At 40.1% G+C, this 17,635-nt stretch carries 17 protein-coding genes; 12 read left to right on the top strand and 5 right to left on the bottom strand.

Annotated features, from left to right (window positions below; genetic code table 11):
* Positions 1-166: 166 nt before the first annotated feature.
* The 8 genes from BUB05_RS09005 to BUB05_RS08970 are packed head-to-tail and all read left to right on the top strand — an operon-like array spanning position 167 to position 4,400.
* Positions 167-652 (top strand): Na+/H+ antiporter subunit E, encoded by a 486-nt coding sequence (locus tag BUB05_RS09005; RefSeq protein WP_073049268.1) that lies wholly within the window; start codon positions 167-169, stop codon positions 650-652.
* Between the two features lie 4 nt (positions 653-656).
* Positions 657-902 (top strand): MrpF/PhaF family protein, encoded by a 246-nt coding sequence (locus BUB05_RS09000; protein ID WP_073049267.1) that lies wholly within the window; start codon positions 657-659, stop codon positions 900-902.
* 4 nt (positions 903-906) lie between these two features.
* Positions 907-1,200, top strand: a complete 294-nt coding sequence (locus BUB05_RS08995) for a cation:proton antiporter (RefSeq protein ID WP_245819819.1) — start codon at positions 907-909, stop codon at positions 1,198-1,200.
* A gap of 4 nt (positions 1,201-1,204) precedes the next feature.
* Positions 1,205-1,747 carry a Na(+)/H(+) antiporter subunit B gene (locus BUB05_RS08990; protein WP_073049266.1) on the top strand — a complete coding sequence of 181 codons (543 nt, stop codon included), beginning with the start codon at positions 1,205-1,207 and terminating at the stop codon, positions 1,745-1,747.
* The gene (locus tag BUB05_RS08985) at positions 1,744-2,013 is read left to right on the top strand and encodes a Na(+)/H(+) antiporter subunit B (RefSeq protein WP_073049265.1); all 270 of its coding nucleotides are present in this window, start codon (positions 1,744-1,746) and stop codon (positions 2,011-2,013) included. Before BUB05_RS08990 ends, BUB05_RS08985 begins: the two co-directional genes overlap by 4 nt.
* Positions 2,006-2,392, top strand: coding sequence for an MnhB domain-containing protein (locus BUB05_RS08980; RefSeq protein WP_073049264.1), 387 nt, complete (start codon positions 2,006-2,008; stop codon positions 2,390-2,392). Before BUB05_RS08985 ends, BUB05_RS08980 begins: the two co-directional genes overlap by 8 nt.
* A 26-nt stretch (positions 2,393-2,418) precedes the next feature.
* Positions 2,419-2,796, top strand: a complete 378-nt coding sequence (locus BUB05_RS08975) for a sodium:proton antiporter (protein WP_073049263.1) — start codon at positions 2,419-2,421, stop codon at positions 2,794-2,796.
* Positions 2,793-4,400: a complex I subunit 5 family protein gene (locus tag BUB05_RS08970; protein ID WP_073049262.1), complete on the top strand. Its 1,608-nt coding sequence runs from the start codon at positions 2,793-2,795 to the stop codon at positions 4,398-4,400. Before BUB05_RS08975 ends, BUB05_RS08970 begins: the two co-directional genes overlap by 4 nt.
* A 192-nt stretch (positions 4,401-4,592) precedes the next feature.
* Here BUB05_RS08970 and BUB05_RS08965 read toward each other — a convergent pair whose 3' ends face one another.
* The 3 genes from BUB05_RS08965 to trmB all read right to left on the bottom strand — a co-directional run bounded on the left by BUB05_RS08965 (position 4,593) and on the right by trmB (position 7,496).
* Positions 4,593-5,411, bottom strand: coding sequence for a prephenate dehydratase (locus tag BUB05_RS08965; protein WP_073049261.1), 819 nt, complete (start codon positions 5,409-5,411; stop codon positions 4,593-4,595).
* A complete protein-coding gene (gene aroF / locus BUB05_RS08960; RefSeq protein ID WP_073049260.1) occupies positions 5,405-6,421 on the bottom strand; it encodes a 3-deoxy-7-phosphoheptulonate synthase in 1,017 nt (338 codons plus the stop codon). Before aroF ends, BUB05_RS08965 begins: the two co-directional genes overlap by 7 nt.
* A 427-nt stretch (positions 6,422-6,848) precedes the next feature.
* Positions 6,849-7,496, bottom strand: a complete 648-nt coding sequence (trmB, locus tag BUB05_RS08955; protein WP_073049259.1) for a tRNA (guanosine(46)-N7)-methyltransferase TrmB — start codon at positions 7,494-7,496, stop codon at positions 6,849-6,851.
* A 173-nt stretch (positions 7,497-7,669) separates the two neighbouring features.
* Between trmB and BUB05_RS08950 the strand changes: the two genes are divergently transcribed.
* Positions 7,670-8,203, top strand: coding sequence for a DUF2179 domain-containing protein (locus tag BUB05_RS08950; RefSeq protein ID WP_094762814.1), 534 nt, complete (start codon positions 7,670-7,672; stop codon positions 8,201-8,203).
* Here BUB05_RS08950 and BUB05_RS08945 read toward each other — a convergent pair.
* Complete coding sequence (locus tag BUB05_RS08945) at positions 8,193-9,260, bottom strand: NAD/NADP-dependent octopine/nopaline dehydrogenase family protein (RefSeq protein WP_073049258.1); 1,068 nt, start codon at positions 9,258-9,260, stop codon at positions 8,193-8,195. The genes BUB05_RS08950 and BUB05_RS08945 overlap by 11 nt on opposite strands.
* A gap of 202 nt (positions 9,261-9,462) precedes the next feature.
* Between BUB05_RS08945 and iorA the strand changes: the two genes are divergently transcribed.
* Together iorA and BUB05_RS08935 are read left to right on the top strand one after the other, a co-directional pair.
* Positions 9,463-11,241, top strand: a complete 1,779-nt coding sequence (iorA, locus tag BUB05_RS08940; RefSeq protein WP_073049257.1) for an indolepyruvate ferredoxin oxidoreductase subunit alpha — start codon at positions 9,463-9,465, stop codon at positions 11,239-11,241.
* A gap of 1 nt (position 11,242) precedes the next feature.
* Entirely contained in the window at positions 11,243-11,818 is a 576-nt protein-coding gene (locus BUB05_RS08935; RefSeq protein WP_073049256.1) for an indolepyruvate oxidoreductase subunit beta, read from the top strand.
* A gap of 99 nt (positions 11,819-11,917) precedes the next feature.
* On the opposite strand, the gene BUB05_RS08930 is transcribed toward BUB05_RS08935, so the two are convergent.
* The gene (locus tag BUB05_RS08930; RefSeq protein WP_073049255.1) at positions 11,918-12,634 is read right to left on the bottom strand and encodes a GntR family transcriptional regulator; all 717 of its coding nucleotides are present in this window, start codon (positions 12,632-12,634) and stop codon (positions 11,918-11,920) included.
* A 133-nt stretch (positions 12,635-12,767) separates the two neighbouring features.
* Here BUB05_RS08930 and BUB05_RS08925 point away from each other — a divergent pair, with 133 nt between their 5' ends.
* Positions 12,768-17,630, top strand: a complete 4,863-nt coding sequence (locus tag BUB05_RS08925) for a nicotinate-nicotinamide nucleotide adenylyltransferase (RefSeq protein WP_073049254.1) — start codon at positions 12,768-12,770, stop codon at positions 17,628-17,630.
* Positions 17,631-17,635: the final 5 nt, after the last annotated feature.

Genomic DNA, 17,635 nt, shown 5'->3' with positions numbered 1-17,635 from the left:
TTGACTATTTATAGGAAAATATAGTTACACATCTGAATCATTCTTATCTATTAATCAAGTACCCAAGCTACATAATCAATAAATGGCGATAAAACGCAATCCATGCAATTTTCTTCTAAATTTCAATTAAATCATATGCAATTATATCCTTTCATGGAGGCCGGTTATGAAAAGATTGATGCAAAACATACAGTGGATTTTCATTTTTTTGTTGGTTTGGATAGTATTATTTGAGGAGCTCAGCATGAGAACTGCAGTCAGCGGACTTGCAGTTGCTTGCCTATGCCTTCTTTTCACCGAAAAATATCTAATGGGCGATTCCTACAACAGACTATATCCAATCAGCATTCCCTGGCTTCTAAGATACATAATATTTCTCCTCTTTGAAATCTACAAAGCTGGAATAATCACTACAATCAAGGTCTTTTCAGGAAATATAACTCCCGGAATAGTTGAAATCGAAACCAGCCTCGAAAGTGAATTCTCAAGAATAATCCTGGCAAATTCAATAACACTAACACCTGGTACCGTTACTATTGCCAAGGAGGGCAACAAGCTGAAGGTTCTGTGGCTGAATGTTGAGACAAAGGATCCCGAGAAAGCAGGCATGCTAATTAAGAAGAACCTGGAAAGGGTTCTCAAGAAGGGGTGATTCCATGGATTTTACTTCTCTTTCAATCATCTTTCTTACAGTCATGAGCACCTTCAGGATAATCATAGGGCCTACAATATGGGATAGGCTTTTGGGACTCAACCTGGTAACAACCAAACTCATCATGCTCATAGTACTTATAGCTTCCCTGAGAAATGAAACCTTCCTTCTTGACATAGCCCTTGTCTATTCACTGCTGGGATTTATCGGCATCACCTTCATGGCAATATATATTCAAAACAGAGGATAATGATATGAAAATGACAATTGGAACAATATTAATATGGACTGGAATAATATTCATTGCACTTGGTGTATTAAGCATATACAGATTCAAGAATTTCTATCCCCGGATACTGGTAGCATCAAAGATAGATACAGTGGGAAACATCACCCTCATGCTTGGAGTGGTAATAAAAAACGGGTTCACATTCTTCTCTCTGAAAGTAATTCTTATACTTGCAATAATGACCGTCATCAACCCCCTGAGCACCCATTCCATCGCCAGGTCTGCATATTTCAGCGGATACAGGATTAGAAAGGAGTAAGTCTATGAAACAGATATCACTCATTCTTCTTGTGGTACTGGCCGTCTACGCCATACAGTCACAAAAGCTTAGAAGGGCCATAATATTCATGGGAGCATTTTCCCTGTGCATATCCTTCGTCTATATGCTCTACAACGCTCCCGACGTTGCCATAGCGGAGGCTGTAATCGGCTGCACTCTTTCAACAATCTTATACCTTGTAGCCCTCAAGAAATACAGGATATTCACCGTATTCTACCATGTCCCTTCAGGCAAGGTGGAAGACAGCTACTATGGAAAAGGGCTACATTCGGATTTCATAAATGCCCTTAAGGACTTCTGTGCAGAGCAGGAACTTGATCCCCATATTATCTACACCACAGATAGCAGGGATGAAATAATGGAAAACAACATGTATTCCGTGATACTAGAACCTGTAAATGGTGATTTAAAACTCCACGTACACTCGGAAAACTGCAAGGTTGACGACCTGGAAATATTTCTGGAAAGCAAGAAGCCTTATCCCTACGTATACTCCATCGTAAGAAGCAAAGAGGTGATAGAATGAGAAGGAAGATGATCGCACTGTATATATACCTCATAGGACTGGTAGTGCTGTACTGCAATTCCATTTTTACAAACGTATTTGGCAGACCGGTGTATGACCACGTCATAGAAAAGGGATATGTTGAGACGGGGTCCGAAAACCTCGTCACTGCCGTCTATCTTTTCTACAGATATTACGATACCTTGTTTGAAACTCTTATGCTCCTATTCAGCATAATTGCAGTCATATACATGTCTGCTCACGAAGGCGGTGACCATTATGAATAACCATTCCGAACTTTTATCCAGATCACTGGGAGTGCTGTACCCCTTCATTCTGATAACAGGAATATATGTAACTGTTAACGGCCATCTGTCTCCCGGCGGCGGTTTCCAGGGTGGCGCTGTCCTGGCTGCCATTTTCATAATCAAGCATCTTGTACTTCCCATTCATGATACAAGGCTTGAAAGGATTCAAATGGTGGAAAAGCTGGCCTTGATTTTCATACTCCTGTTTCCGGTTGCGTTCATTTTTTCAAAACTAAACATAAGTTTTCCGGGATTCAACTCCATATACCTGGTGGGAATGAATATACTCATATCCCTCAAGGTAGCCTGCGGCCTTAGCCTGATATTCTTCAGATTCGTATACTACGAAACAAAATAAAAAAGTTGCAGTTAAAGGTGAGCGATATGATTGAAAGAGTAAGTCAACTTACAATCGAATATATAAACGGTGAAAATATATCACTGGTCCTGTTCTTTGTGGGAATCTACGGACTGAGTGCAAGAAGGAACATATTGAAATCCATAATCAGCCTAGGCATAGTACAGGCAGCAATAATACTGTTTTTTGTCTCAATGGATGCGGACTCAAGCTCCGTACCGCCCATAGGAAAGTCCTTTTCGCAAATACCTTCGGACCCTGTTCCACAGGCCCTTATGATAACTGCAGTTGTAATAGGCATATCAGTCACTGCAGTCAGCCTAACCATGTTCATCAGCCTGTATAGGAAATACGGTACCACCAACTGGAGCAAGGCCAGAAGAAAGAGGGAGGATATGAAATGACAGACATTCCTCTTGTCGGATTCGTGCTGATACCAGTCATAGCGGGACTGCTCCTGTACCTTAAGCCAAGTAGAATAACACTGGCATCCACCCTTGCTGTACAGGCACTTATCCTTTTTTTCAACATAAAATACATGTTGCTTCTTCAGTCATCGGGAGAGATTCTTGAATGCCTCAGTGGCTACCCTCTACCGTTAGGAATGGCACTGAAGCTTGACATGCTGTCGTCCATCATGCTTTTGATGAACAACCTCCTGTTTCCACTCATGGTTGTATTCAACATGAAAAAGGAATACATGAACAAACTTTTCATCTTCCTCTTTCTAAGTCTCCAGGGTCTAATAAACGGCATATTCCTGACTACGGACTTTTTCAACTTCTATATTTTGATGGACGCTGCAACGGTTATTGTGAGTATTCTCATAATGTACAAGAAAGACAGCCGGTCAATGTATGACGGCATGATATACTTAATGGTAAACATGGCAGGAATGGCATTCTTCCTCTTGGGAATAGGATACATATACAGATATTTCGGAGCATTGGACTTCATAACGGTTTCAAGACTGATAAAGGAGGTTGACAATCCTGGACCCCTGGTAATGCCCTATGCAATGATGCTGACGGGTATAAGTCTTAAGGCTGCTCTGATGCCCCTTTTCAGCTGGCTGCCAAAAGCCCACGGAACTCCAAGCGCACCCTCAATAATCTCCAGCATACTTTCAGGCATATTCATCAAGCTTGGAGTCTACATGTTCATAAGGCTCTCCATTATGTTCGGACCCATCGTGGATGTATCGGACTACTTCCTTTTCATGGGATACATAACATCAATAGCGGGCTTCATATTCGCCATATCGCAAAGCGATATCAAGCTCATACTGGCATATCATACAATATCCCAGGTTGGTCTCATAGTGATAGGTCTTAGCATGAACAATCTCAAAGCATACGACGGTGCTCTATATCATATGCTGGCCCACGGCATTTTCAAGTCCCTGCTGTTCCTCATTGCGGGAATACTGGTAGAGATGTTCCATACAAGGAAGATATCCGAAATACGGGGACTCTGGCACCATTCGAAGATACTTAGCATCTCCCTCATTGCTGCAGTTCTCAGCATTACCGGGGCGCCCTTCTTCAGCGGAGGATACTCCAAACATTTGATCATGTATTCCGCCAACGGCATTTTTGCTCCATTTATTCTTAAAATCATAAGTGCAGGTACGATGATATCGTTCATAAAATTTTTCAAGGTCATATTTTCAAGGCCTTCTGCAACCCCCGTTAGAAAACCCGGAGTAAACGAAACCGCGGTTATATCGGTAATGGCCCTCTTGTGTCTGTTTCTGGGCGTATTTGGAGACAATTTCATATTACTTGCAACCGGACATGCATCCTCTTATTCGATCTTCAGCCAAATTGGTCACCTTCCAACCTATGTTTTGACCTTTGCCATCTCCTACCTTGTATACGTGGCCATAATTAAGGACAGACTTTGGATCACCAGGGTCAGGGGATTCGAACTTGGATTCAACAGCATATCACTTTCAATCATCAGCTTTTTTGCCATGAGTCTGATGGTGCTGAGCCTGTCCATATGAGTAAAATTGTCTGACATTAAAATTCTCAGGACATCGAGTCCTTCGAATCATCTGACGTTCAATCGAGTAATAATTCCCAGAAACCGAAATTATCTTGAACACCATATACATTAAAAAAGTCGCATGGATTAACTCCTGCGACTTTTTTATTATTCATTCCATCATACCTTTTCAAGCACTTTTACTCTATCACTATCTGTTTCTCTTGTAGTTTCCAATTATCCTCTTGTATTTCGAGTGTTCCTTCAATTCCTTCAACACAGCCTTCATTTCATCATCTTCAAGATTTCCGGTAATGTCTATATAAAAGCCGTAGCTGAACGGCTTCGAAAGGATTGGCCTGGACTCCAGCTTCTCCATATTCACTCCATGTTCCGCAAAGACTTTGATGCAGTCATAGAGAGAACCGGCTTTGTGGCTTGTTTCAATGTAGAGGCTTATAATATCCGCATCTTCAGGATAATCCTTCTTGTTTGTTATGATTCCGAATCTGGTAGTGTTCAATTTGTTGTCCTGTATATCAGATTGAAGGATCTTCATATTGTATATTTCTGCCGCCCTGCTGCTGGCAAGAGCCGCAGCATTCTTGTCGCCAAGTTCTATAATATATTCAACACTCTTGGCAGTATCAAGATATGCAACCTTGTTTATCTGCTTGTTGTCGTCAAAGAAATCCTCGCACTGCTTGAGAGCTTCCGGATGGGAATATATGGTCCTGATATCCTCAAACTCCGTTTCCGGGAAGGTTATAATACAGTGACTCACCTTTACATATTCCTCTCCAACAATATACACATCATAGTGCCTCATGAGGTCAAGTGCTCTTGTAATTGCTCCGGTAGTACTGTTCTCCAGAGGAAGAGCAGCATAGTCAAGTCTCCTGTTGTGGACATCCGAAATCATGTCCCTGAAATTGTCATAGGGAACCCCTTCAACATCATTTCCAAAATACTTCACAACAGCTATTTCACTATATGCACCTGGAACTCCCTGATAACCAACTTTTAGCATAGGCCCCCTCCATTAACGTAGTCGTGTATTTTCCTGACCTTGTCATTGAGCACCTTGAATTCTTCAGGTGTAAGGGACTGTGCGCCGTCACAGAGAGCCTCATGAGGGTTGTTGTGAACCTCTATTATAAGTCCGTGGGCTCCAATGGCAGCAGTAGCTCTTGAAGCGGGCTCAATCATGCTTGCCTTTCCTGTTGCATGGCTTGGGTCAATAATTATCGGAAGATGTGACAGTTCCCTGATTGCAGTTACAATATTCAGGTCAAGAGTGTTTCTCATGTGGGTTTCGAAAGTTCTTATTCCCCTTTCACAAAGAATGACTTTTTCATTTCCTTCAGACATGATATATTCTGCAGACATGAGAAATTCCTTTATAGTAGAAGACATTCCCCTTTTCAGCATTACAGGCTTGTCGCATTTTCCAACTTCCTTGAGAAGGGCAAAATTCGCCATGTTCCTGGCTCCAATCTGGATAATGTCGGCATACTCATATACGGCATCGAAATCATGGGGATCCATAAGCTCCGTAATGATTGGAAGACCTGTAGCTTCCTTTGCTTTCCTTAAAAGTTTAAGACCTTCCAGTCCCAGTCCCTGGAAACTGTATGGAGATGTTCTGGGCTTGAATGCTCCACCTCTCAATATGTCTGCTCCATATTCCTTTACTTTTAAGGCTGTCTGCATTATTTGGTCCTCATTTTCCACCGAGCAGGGTCCTGCCATGATTGTGAAATTGTCACCGCCAATTTTCACTCCCTCAACATCGATGATGGTGTCCACCCTGTTTGCATATCTGCTTGCCAGCTTGTATGGTTCCTGAATCCTGTACACCTTTTCAACCCCCTCTTCACCAGCGAAATAATCCAATTCCACTTTTTGTGTATCTCCTACAAGAGCAAGTATGTTCTGTCCCTCTCCATAAGTTACTATAACCTGAAGCCCCATCTTTTCAGCTCTCTTTTTGATTTGTTCCGTCAATTCTCCCTGATCCTGTTTCATTACTATTACCATCTTTATCCTCCAAGTATTTAATATTCCAGATTAATCATCTCGAGCCATGGGCCCTTCATATCCACACCAAAAGCTGCAGTCGATTGATGTGAGGAATTTAATAAAAAAGACCTGTGAGTTAAACTCACAGGTCTGTATTGCCGCAATCTTTATTTGAGTTTAGCTTTTAACAAATTACATATTCTGTTTTTTTGTATGTAAAGAAACCAGCGCTAAAAAAGCCCCAGTAAAAGCTAAAAAAGAAACTATTCAATTTTGAAGTTTTTAGAATCATGTTCAATTTATTCATAGTACTTCTCCATTTCCATTAGTTGAAACTAATTATACTCAAATGTTACATAAATGTCAAGAATATTTGTCCTGTCATTTGCATTTTACAGAAACAAGCCAAGCTAACAATCATTCGACTTCTTTAAAAGAGCCTGATTTATTTAAGCGAGGCCCTTGCTATCAATTTGCAGATTTTCTTTCCTTCCCCTACGAATTTCTCTTCATATTCCGTGGCAACATTGTCATCTACATGATCCGTGCCGTAAAGGTCGTGGGTTTGAAAAACAACATCCCATCCGTTCTCCGCCATGACTTCCAGCGAATAGTCAAACAAGTCTACATTGTCAGTCTTGAAAACAAGCTCACCCTCATTTTTGAGTATCCTCCTGTATATGTCAAGATGATTCGGACTTGTTAGACGTCTCTTTTCATGTCTCGGCTTTGGCCATGGGTCGGAGAAATTCAAATATATCCTGTCTACAGAATTATCACTAAATATTTCCCTTGCAATTTCAGCCTTGGAATGAACTATATAATAATTTGGCAGAACGCCTTCTGTTTCTATTGTGTTCAGCCATCTGAAAATGACCTTTGTGCTCATCTCGAATCCGAGATAATTGATGTCAGGATTCATAAGCGCAAGCTTTCGAATGAATCCTCCCTTTCCTGAACCTAATTCTATATGAAGCTCGTTTTCATTGTCGAATATTTTGTCAAGTCCACCTTCCATGTTTTCAGGTTTGGTGACTACCCTTGGATGTTCATCAAGTATTTTGTGCCCTTCCTTAACATGCCTTAATCTCATTAATTCATCTCCTCCAGTTTAGCAATTTTATCATTAAAAGGTCTGCATTTCAACATTTATATAATAGAATAAATTCCTTTCGCAACTATTACAAAAACGTAACAATAAACAGATTGAAATCCTATCAAAAAGGAGTATATTTTATGTATCCAAACCATACAGGAGGAACTAGAATGAACGAAATTTTAAGCAGCTCCAGTCTGCTTTCATATTTCCTGATATTTTTTGCAAAAATTTTTGAAGTATCTATCTCAACCATAAGAATTATGTTTGTATCAAGGGGAGACAAGATGAAGGCTTCCTTCATAGCATTTTTCGAAATACTGCTGTGGATCGTAGTTGTGAGCTCCGTCCTCAAGGGCCTGAGCGAGGATCCTATTAAGGCAATAATCTATAGTGCGGCATTTACAATTGGCAACTATATTGGAATAACCTTAGAAGAAAAAATGGCCGTAGGCCTTACGACAATACAGGCTATAACCAAGGAAGGCGAAGGCAGGGAAGCCGCCCAGCTGTTGAGGGACAATAACTTTGGCGTTACCGTAATAAAAGGTGAGGGTAGAGAATGCACTCGTGAAATCCTCCTAATCCACCTAAAAAGAAAAAGAACACAAGAGGCAGTAGACCTTCTTAACTCACAACTGGATAATGCTGTAATAAGCATAAATGCAGTTAAAATAATAAGAGGTGGATATATTAGAAAGTAAACTGATTCCTGACTATATAATTATTGATCCTTGAACATATTTCACCGTCAAAGACCTTTCCGGAAGCAATTGTTCCCAATACTATAAGGGAATCAATTGCTTCCGTTTTTATTTTCAAATACCTTCCCATGGCAGCCATTGGCATAAGTCCATAGGGAATATCTTCCGTTACATATCTTGATTCCAAAGATGCAGGACCATTGGCCCTTGTATGCACAAAACTTTCAGACAGAGTTTCATATAAGCCGCTCTTCCTGAATCCGTAAACGTGTTCTATATAGTCCATAAGTGTTTCCGTTTCTATTCCCAGCGCCTTTGCAATTTCCATCCTTTCCATGTCCACCTTCTCAATAACCCTTGCCACTGAAGGTGTAATTCCTTCCCTGTAAAAGTCGAATTCACCCTTTGTATTTTCAAGCCTTGCTGCATTCATTACCGTTACTGCAGTATGGACAACCGGATTCATATTTGAAAGATTAACCTCGAAAATATTTCTTCCTTTTACAAATACGTCAATAATCCTGTTCATTATTGACACCCCATCATTCACAACTTCCGGATAAATTGAGGACACCAGAATTTCACTTTTAATACCCTTAAAGTCAACATTTCTGTCATCAATGGCTCTACTGGCAAACAAGGAAGAGCCAAGGGACAATACTCTATTGTACCCGCCCATGCCTCTTTTCATGATCATATCCTCCAAAAGAATACATCCATAATTATCGGGCATCAATACAGTATAAACATTCTCATAGTCGATTTTTTTCAGGCTGTTCAGAAGATCGTCAAAAAACATTTCCTGACAATATGCCGGAATGCAGAGAAATGCAATCTGAACACCTTTCAAAGCATAATCCAGATTTCCTGTGACCATATGAATACTGCAGCTGAAATCGAATATTCCACTGGCATTCATTTCATATTCGTACTCCGTCTTATCTCTTTTAAAGCTTCTCTTGTAGAGCTTCACACAGTGTCCAAGATGTGTTAAATATGCTGAAAGAGCATATCCTGAATTCCCTCCACCAAGAACAGCTATTTTCATCTTATCCATAAAAATCCTCGAAAATTTAGTCTAATACATTATATCAAAAGCCAGCCGCAATTACATGAATTTTATATCAAACATGAAAAATTCAAAACAGAATTATTATTTTTTATATCTTTCCGGATACTTGACTATGCAACATTATAGTCCTATAATTTAATTAGGTTGACATGTCAACCCGTCTTATACAAGAAAGAAGGAGGAAGTTATGAAAGTATTAATGACCGGAAATGAAGCAGTTGCACGGGGCGCATATGAAGCAGGCGTAATGGTTGCATCTGCATATCCAGGTACGCCAAGCACTGAAATAATGGAAAACTTTTCAAAATACGAAGGAGTGTATGCTGAGTGGGCTCCAAATGAAAAAGTGGCGGCTGAAGTTGCAATGGGAGCAGCAGTCAGAGGAGTAAGATCCTTTGCATCCATGAAACATGTGGGCCTCAATGTGGCAGCAGACCCATTCATGTCATTTGCCTATCACGGTTCAAACGGTGGTTTTGTAATAATAACTGCAGATGAGCCAAACATGTTTTCATCGCAAAATGAACAGGATAACAGACTCTATTCAATACATGCCAAGGTAGTATGCATAGAACCTTCCGACTCTCAGGAGTGCATAAACTTCATGAAGATCGCATTTGAAATAAGCGAGAAATTTAATACGACGGTTCTTTTCAGACTGACAACAAGAGTATGCCACTCAAAAACTCCTGTAGAACTAAATGAGCGAATTGTACCGAAAACCGAAACCTTTATTAAAAACCCGAAAAAATATGTAATGGTTCCTGCCCATTCAAGAGCCAAACATCCTGAAATAGAAGAAAACCTTTTGAAGCTCAGGGAATTCAGCAACACTACTATTCTGAACAGAGAAGAAATTCACGACACTAAAATAGGAATAATCTGCAACGGAGTATCCTATCTCTATGCAAGAGAAGTAATGGGAGATAAGGCATCATATCTGAAAATCGGAATGTCAAATCCTCTTCCTATAGAAAAAATCAAGAGTTTTGCAAAAAAAGTGGATAAACTCTATATAATTGAGGAAAACGAGCCCTTCATGGAAACTCAGATCAAATCCTGGGGCATTGAGTGCACAGGAAAGGATCTCTTTCCCATTTGCGGAGAATTCAGTCCCGAACTGATTAGAGAAAAGCTCCTGGGAGTGAAGCCCGAAATAGCCTTCACGGCTGAAAACGAGCCGCCATTACGACCTCCCGTACTGTGTGCAGGCTGTCCCCACAGAGGTTTGTATTTCGAACTTGGCAAATACAAGAAAAAGGCCTTCTTCTCAGGAGACATAGGATGCTACACGCTTGGCTACCTTCCTCCATTTGAAGCAATGGACATTTCAATAGACATGGGCGCCTCAATTACCGTTGCACAGGGATATCAACGAGCAAACGAGAAGGCTGATGATGACAATTCTAACCTCAAGCCTTTTGCATTGATAGGCGATTCTACGTTTTTCCATTCAGGCGTTACAGGCTTGTTGAACATGACCTACAATCATACGCCAATAACTGTCATCATCCTTGACAACAGCATCACTGCAATGACCGGACACCAGGATAATCCCGGAACAGGTGTAAGTGCAATGGGCAACATGTCTCAGAAGGTGGATATAGAAACACTTTGTCTTGCCTGTGGCGTAAAGGAGAACAACATCGTAGTTGTAGACCCTTACGATCTGGATGCTACTAAGGAAGCAGTTAAAAGAGGCTATGAAGCAACAGAGCCCTTTGTAATTATAACCAGAAGGGAATGTGCCCTTCTCAAGCCTGTACAGCAGGAAAGGGTTGACATGAAATGCAAGGTGGATTACGACAAGTGCAGATTCTGCAAGATATGCATAAACACAGGATGCCCCGCCCTGCAGATAGACCATGAAAACGAAAAGATATTCATAGACACGGTTCAATGCAATGGATGTACAATATGCATGCAGGTATGTCCATTTGATGCAATAGAAAAGGCGGGTGAATAATATGTCAGAAACCAAGAATATCCTATTGGTGGGAGTAGGGGGTCAAGGTACAATACTGACTTCAAAAATAATATCCAACGGATTTATAGATGCAGGCTATGAAGTGAAGATGGCTGAAATCCACGGCATGTCTCAAAGAGGAGGCAGCGTAACTACTCAGATAAGGTACGGAGAGAAGGTATACTCCCCGGTAATCGAAAAAGGCACGGCTGACCTCATTGTTGCCTTTGAAAAATCCGAAGCGTTGAGATGGCTGGAATATCTGAGAAAAGACGGCATACTCATAGTAAACGACTACACCATAGAGCCCTTCACAGTGTCTCTTGGTATCAGCGGATATCCTGAAGAGGTAATTGACGAATATAAGAAGAAGATCAAAAACATTCATGTTTTCAATGCTTTTGATATGGCAAAAAAGATTGGCAACTCAAAAGTCATGAACATCGTTCTTCTCGGGTCAATGGTTAAGGCTCTTTCAATCGACGAAATCGACTGGAAGGAAATAATAGCCAGGACGGTACCGGAAAAATATGTAAAGCTTAACCAGGAAGCCTTTGAGGCAGGATACAACGACTAAAAACATAACAAAAACAAGGAGAGGGCTTCTACAGCCCGTCTTACAAGAAATATGAAAAGACCGGATGCATTTAATTTTTACTGCAACCGGTCTTAATGTTTACGCCTCCAGATCCAAATCCATATAAAACTTATATATGTCAGAATTGATAATATTTCTTGAATATTCTATTATCTTGTCTTCCACAGAAAATGTTGTCTTTTCAAGCTGCAGAACAGGTTTTTCCTTGTCAAGCCCCAAAATTTCACTTTGCTCCTCATCAAGCATGACAGGCTCTATATAGACCTTTGCCTTCTTTTGCTTGAGAAAGCAACTGTCCTTTACAAGGTCGTGAATATGACCTATTTCCACTTCCCTCAGCTTCAGGGAAGGATAGTATTTAAGGGGCAGATAAACATATTCAACTGCATTGACTTTTCCATCGTCAAGCTTGTATCTAATGATCTCGTATAATTCCTCGGTCTCCGTAAGGTCCATCTTTTCTGAAAACTCACTGCCTACCTTGATTACCCTGACAGACTTGGTTTCATGGACATCTTCATTGAGAGAGCTGTTGTTCTCGAACCCATAGGCATTGTGATTCCTGACATTCTCTATCTTTTTCTCGGACACGAAAGTTCCCTTCCCCTGTATCCTGTACACATACCCTTCCTTGACAAGATCCCTTATCGCTGTCGTTGCTGTTATCCTGCTGACGTTAAATATATCGCCAAGGTTCTTTTCAGAAGGAATCTTCTCCCCCGGCTTGAAATTTCCATGCTTTATATTTTCAATTATATATTCTTTTATCTTTACATACTGCGGAGTATAAGCCATTTTTTCCTCCCTGTTTATTATGTAAATATTATACACTCAGAAGTTGATATGTCAAGTGGACGAAGCGCTAATAATACTTTACGTAGATGACTATAAATGTTAAAATTAAAGGGATATAAAAATGGAGGAAATTATGAGTAGACTTACTTTAAACGAATTACACAGAGATATTTTAAGCAATTTAACCGATAAAGAATTTTTAAATAAAATTGAGATGACTGAAGAAAAAATGCATTCTTTGGTTTTGAATAAACATTTCGTTAACAAATTATCTACTCTTGTAAATAAGAACGAATTTACCTGCAATAATATTCTTAACCTTTGCATCGACATAATGAACAATCTTGCCAACGAGCAGAAGGAAGACTGGCTGACCTATACATACCAGTATGTTCTGAATATGTCCTATCCTCATGCAATAAACATAAATCTATTGAAGAAATATGAGAAATCCGTAATCATATATCTTGAAATCTTAAAAACAATCTTTATTTCCCAAAGGAAGAACCAGGAATTCAATAAATTCATGGACTTTGAATTCCTTACGCAGGAAGAAATAGAAGGCCTGAGAAATCCCAGTGAATACTTGAGATTCAGAAAGGTCTTTGATGAAAACTATGTATACGAGCTTATGCGTCTTGGCTATGAAGTTACGGGATACAATACGATTTCCCATATTGCAGGAGTTCACCATGTTGCCATCCATGTAGCAAGACAATTGAATGAAGCAGGGGTACCAATATATCTCGGAAGAGTATCAGGCGCTGCGGCAGGACATGATATTGGAAAATACGGCTGTGTTGGAGAAGAACAAAAAAGAGTCGCATACTACCACTACTACTACACTGAATTGTGGTTCAAAAAGTTCCGAATTCCTCAAATAGGCCACGTTGCTCTTAACCATTCCACCTGGGACCTGGAACTGGAAAACCTTCCACTTGAATCCCTGGTACTGATTTATGCGGATTTCAGAGTTAAAAACAAGCAAACGCAAAACGGATATGAAATGAACATCTACTCACTTTCCGATTCCTTCCAAGTAATTCTGGACAAGCTGGATAATGTAGATGAGACAAAGGAAAAGAGATATAGAAGAGTCTACGAAAAACTCAAGGACTTTGAGGATTTCATGATAAGCAAGGGAGTAGATACCACTCTTGTAAACAGAGAGCTAAGATACGTTGAAGAAAAGGACAATGCCCTTCTATTTGAAGATGAAATAACACAAAATTTCAAATATATGGCTATAAGCCACAATATTGATCTCATGTACAAGCTGAGTTCAAACGAATCGCTGAACCTTCTTCTTGAATCTGCCAGAAGTGAAAAAAGCTGGAAAAACATCAGGTCCTATCTTAATGTATTCAATGAATATACCACCTATCTTACCCACAAGCAAAAGCTCCTTACCCTGAACTTCATGTATGAGCTACTTATGCACCGGGAGGGGGATATCAGAAGACAAGCTTCCGAAATACTGGGTGAGACAATAGCAAACTTTGACGACAAATACAGAAAAGAGGTTCCCAAGGACAAACAGCTTGACAAGCCTGAAATTGACAGTATCGTTTTGTGGGACAAATATCTTGACATGGTCATAAATCCGGACCACAAGATTATTGCACAACACAAGATATGGATAGGTTATTCACTGAAAACGCTGATGGGATCATTCTTCAACAAATGCAACAAGGAAAGCCTCCATACATATGTGGATATATACCTTGATCACCTTGATGAAAACGAGAGCGACAAGGAAAAGATATTTATAATACTGGATTCCCTTTGGAGACTGCCTTACCCGGATTTGAGAGAAGACCAGGTAGACAGGGCTGTAGATTTTCTTGTCAAGTTCTATGACCGTGATTTATTTATAGCAACAATAACACTGGATACAATAGAAAGGATAACTTACCTACTAGGCAAGGACGCCTGCAAATATGACAAGATCGTAAACCATATTAAAAATCTGAACCATAAGGACGAACTGTGCAAAACCTTCCTGAAGTATGAAATTGCGCAAAACCTTGAGCTTGATAGTGACACTATGGAATTTTATGAAACCAAGCTCTATGAAACTTCAAGAAACTTGTCGGACCTGTTCCTTATGAACCTTAAAACCGCAGTACCATGGATAGTGAAATCAACAAATATCAAGTACATAGATAAATTCATCAAATATATTTCACCAGTATCAAGACTCCATACAGCTACCCACCTGTGTAATCTTGTAAAGGTAAGCGCTGTTGAGTTTGTGAGAAACCAGGCAGGACGGACACTCCTGAAGCTTGCACCTCTCCTTTCCGTAGACCAGCGAAACGATGTCTATATAGAGCTTGTTCGTGGACTTGAAATCGAAGGCTATGAATTTTCAAAATACATACCGAGATACCTTGGCGAATTCATGCTTTATCTCCATCCCAAAGAGTTTGACGAATCAATCGATGATTTGGAAAAACACGTTAAGAGAAAAAGCTCACGTACCATACCACTTATACTTAACACGATGGGTGTAATCATTGAGCATTACCATAACTATCCAAAAAGATTTGAAGAAGACAATAATGTATTTGAAAACAGACTTATAAGAATACTGGGTCTTTTCCTTTCAGGTCTCTCAAACTATGACGAAAACATAAAGCAGGAATCATTCCTCTTTATCGGAAAGAACATCTTTGATTCACAGTATCTTTCCCTTGAAATGAAATGCCAGATATACCAGAAAATAAGCAAGAAACTCATTACACTACTGTCAGAGAAAAACCTTGAAGATGTTTTCTTCATCAACAACTCGGCATCCCTTAACCACATATACAGATTCATAAGTGACTACAGCTTCTTCATAGGGAAAATAGAGCTTGAGCAGAGCAAGAAAATTGCAATATTCCCCGGCACCTTTGACCCGTTTACAATTGGTCACAAGCAGATAGTCAAGGAAATAAAAGAACATGGATTTGAAGTCTATCTTGCAATTGATGAATTCTCTTGGTCAAAAAAGACACAGCCAAGGCTGTTGAGAAGGCAGATAGTGAACCTGTCAATTGCTGATGAACTGGATGTATATCTCTTTCCTTCAGAGATACCGATCAATATTGCAAACAACAAGGATATTGCATCCCTCAAGGAAATATTCAACAAAAAGGAAGTGTATATTGTCGTAGGCAGCGACGTAATCGTCAACGCCAGTGCATACCACAAAAGGGTGTCCAAATCTTCAATACACTCCATGAACCATGTGGTTTTCAAAAGAGCGAGCTCCTTCTCCACCGATAAGGAAGCAGCGAAATCTGACGAGATGGTAAAAAAGATCAAGGGAGATGTTCTCGAGCTTATGCTTCCCGTCCATATGGAAGATATCAGTTCATCACTCATAAGGGAACTTATTGATGAAAACAGGGACATATCAAATCTTATTGACCCCCTGGCACAAAAGTTCATCTACGACTACAACCTGTACCCAAGAGAGCCTCAATACAAGTCCCTTATTGAAACCACTTCACTGGACATTGACATTGTGGAAAACTTGAGCGTCCAGATAATAAACGAAATAGGCCACCACATATTCATTCATACGGACCTTTATGAAAATATGGGCGAAGATATAAACAACAAGCATATCAAATTCTTGATTATCAGGGAATCAAGGGACGAAGGCAAGATAATCGGTTTTTCCGCCTTCCACTTTATCAAGCTTACAGAGCTTTACAGGGAATTCAAAAACACCAATGTAACGGAACATATAAGAGAAGCTGCTTCAGGCAGAATAATGATAATCGACGGTATATATACAAACAAGGAATACAACAATGAAGACATTGAACAGATCATAATTACGGAAACCTTGTCCCACGGTTTGGAAGAAGACCTTACCTATGCGGTCTACCACAACATACTTACCAACCTGGATTCCAACAAGATATCCGAAATACTGGACCTGCAAGGATTTGTCAAACTTCCGGTTGAAAACTTCGGATTGCCTGTATACGGTGTGGACATGAGAAAAACTGCATCATTGATGCTTAATCTTAAAAGCTTCCTGAAGGAGCCCTTCAGTAAAAACAGCAAGGTTAAGAAAGTAGTGCAGGAATCCAGGAAAAAGCTTCAAAAAGCATTGACCAATCTTTATCCGGGCTCCCTGGTACTGTCATTTGACAATGAAATGCTTCACCACAAGATGATAAAGAAAATCTGCGAGTCAAACAATGTATCAAACATCCCTTATGAAAAGAGACAGCTGGGAGAAGCCATGTGTGTTCCATTCGGAAACATAATGCAGGGCAAGGTAGTTCCCAATACAGTTACAAAATCTCTGCATACCGAAAAGATGTTTTTTGAGGACCTTGATGATTTCACCATAGGTGAATATCCAAATTATCCTGCACTTCCTCATCAGATAAAGACAATCAAGTCCTTCGACAGGCCGGTAATACTTGTAGACGACCTTCTTCACAAGGGCTACAGGATAAAGGCGGTAAGCCCGCTTTTCAGGAAGGAAAATATTCCTGTGGAAAAAATCATTGTAGGAATATTATCAGGAAGAGGAAAGGAACTTATGGATGTTAGAGGACGCGATGTGGACTCTGCATACTTCATACCAAACCTAAGAATCTGGTTTAATGAGAACCTGTTGTGTCCGTTCCTGGGTGGAGATACTCTCCTTAAGCCGAACAATGAAAAAGGCAATCTGATTCAATCAATAAATCTTATATTGCCTTATGTTGCACCCCATTTCATAAGGGATACGGAAAAGGAAAAAATATACGACCTGTCCATGACCTGTCTTGAAAATGCACGGGACATTATGAAAACAATTGAAAGAGAATACCAGAAGATATACGAAAGAACATTAACCCTAGGCAGGCTTGGAGAAGTGACAATCTCACCAAGATTCCCATACAAGGGCAGCAATATGCATTACGACTACAACAAAAACCCGTCAGTTTATATCCAAAACGATATAGAAGAACTGAAAAGACTCAGAAAAATAATCAAGTAGGTGCA

This window comes from Dethiosulfatibacter aminovorans DSM 17477, from assembly GCF_900142005.1.
In the GTDB taxonomy this organism is placed as follows: Bacteria; Bacillota; Clostridia; order Tissierellales; family Dethiosulfatibacteraceae; genus Dethiosulfatibacter; species Dethiosulfatibacter aminovorans.
Note: the sequence above shows the minus strand (reverse complement) of the source record. Positions and strands in the feature narration are given on the sequence as shown.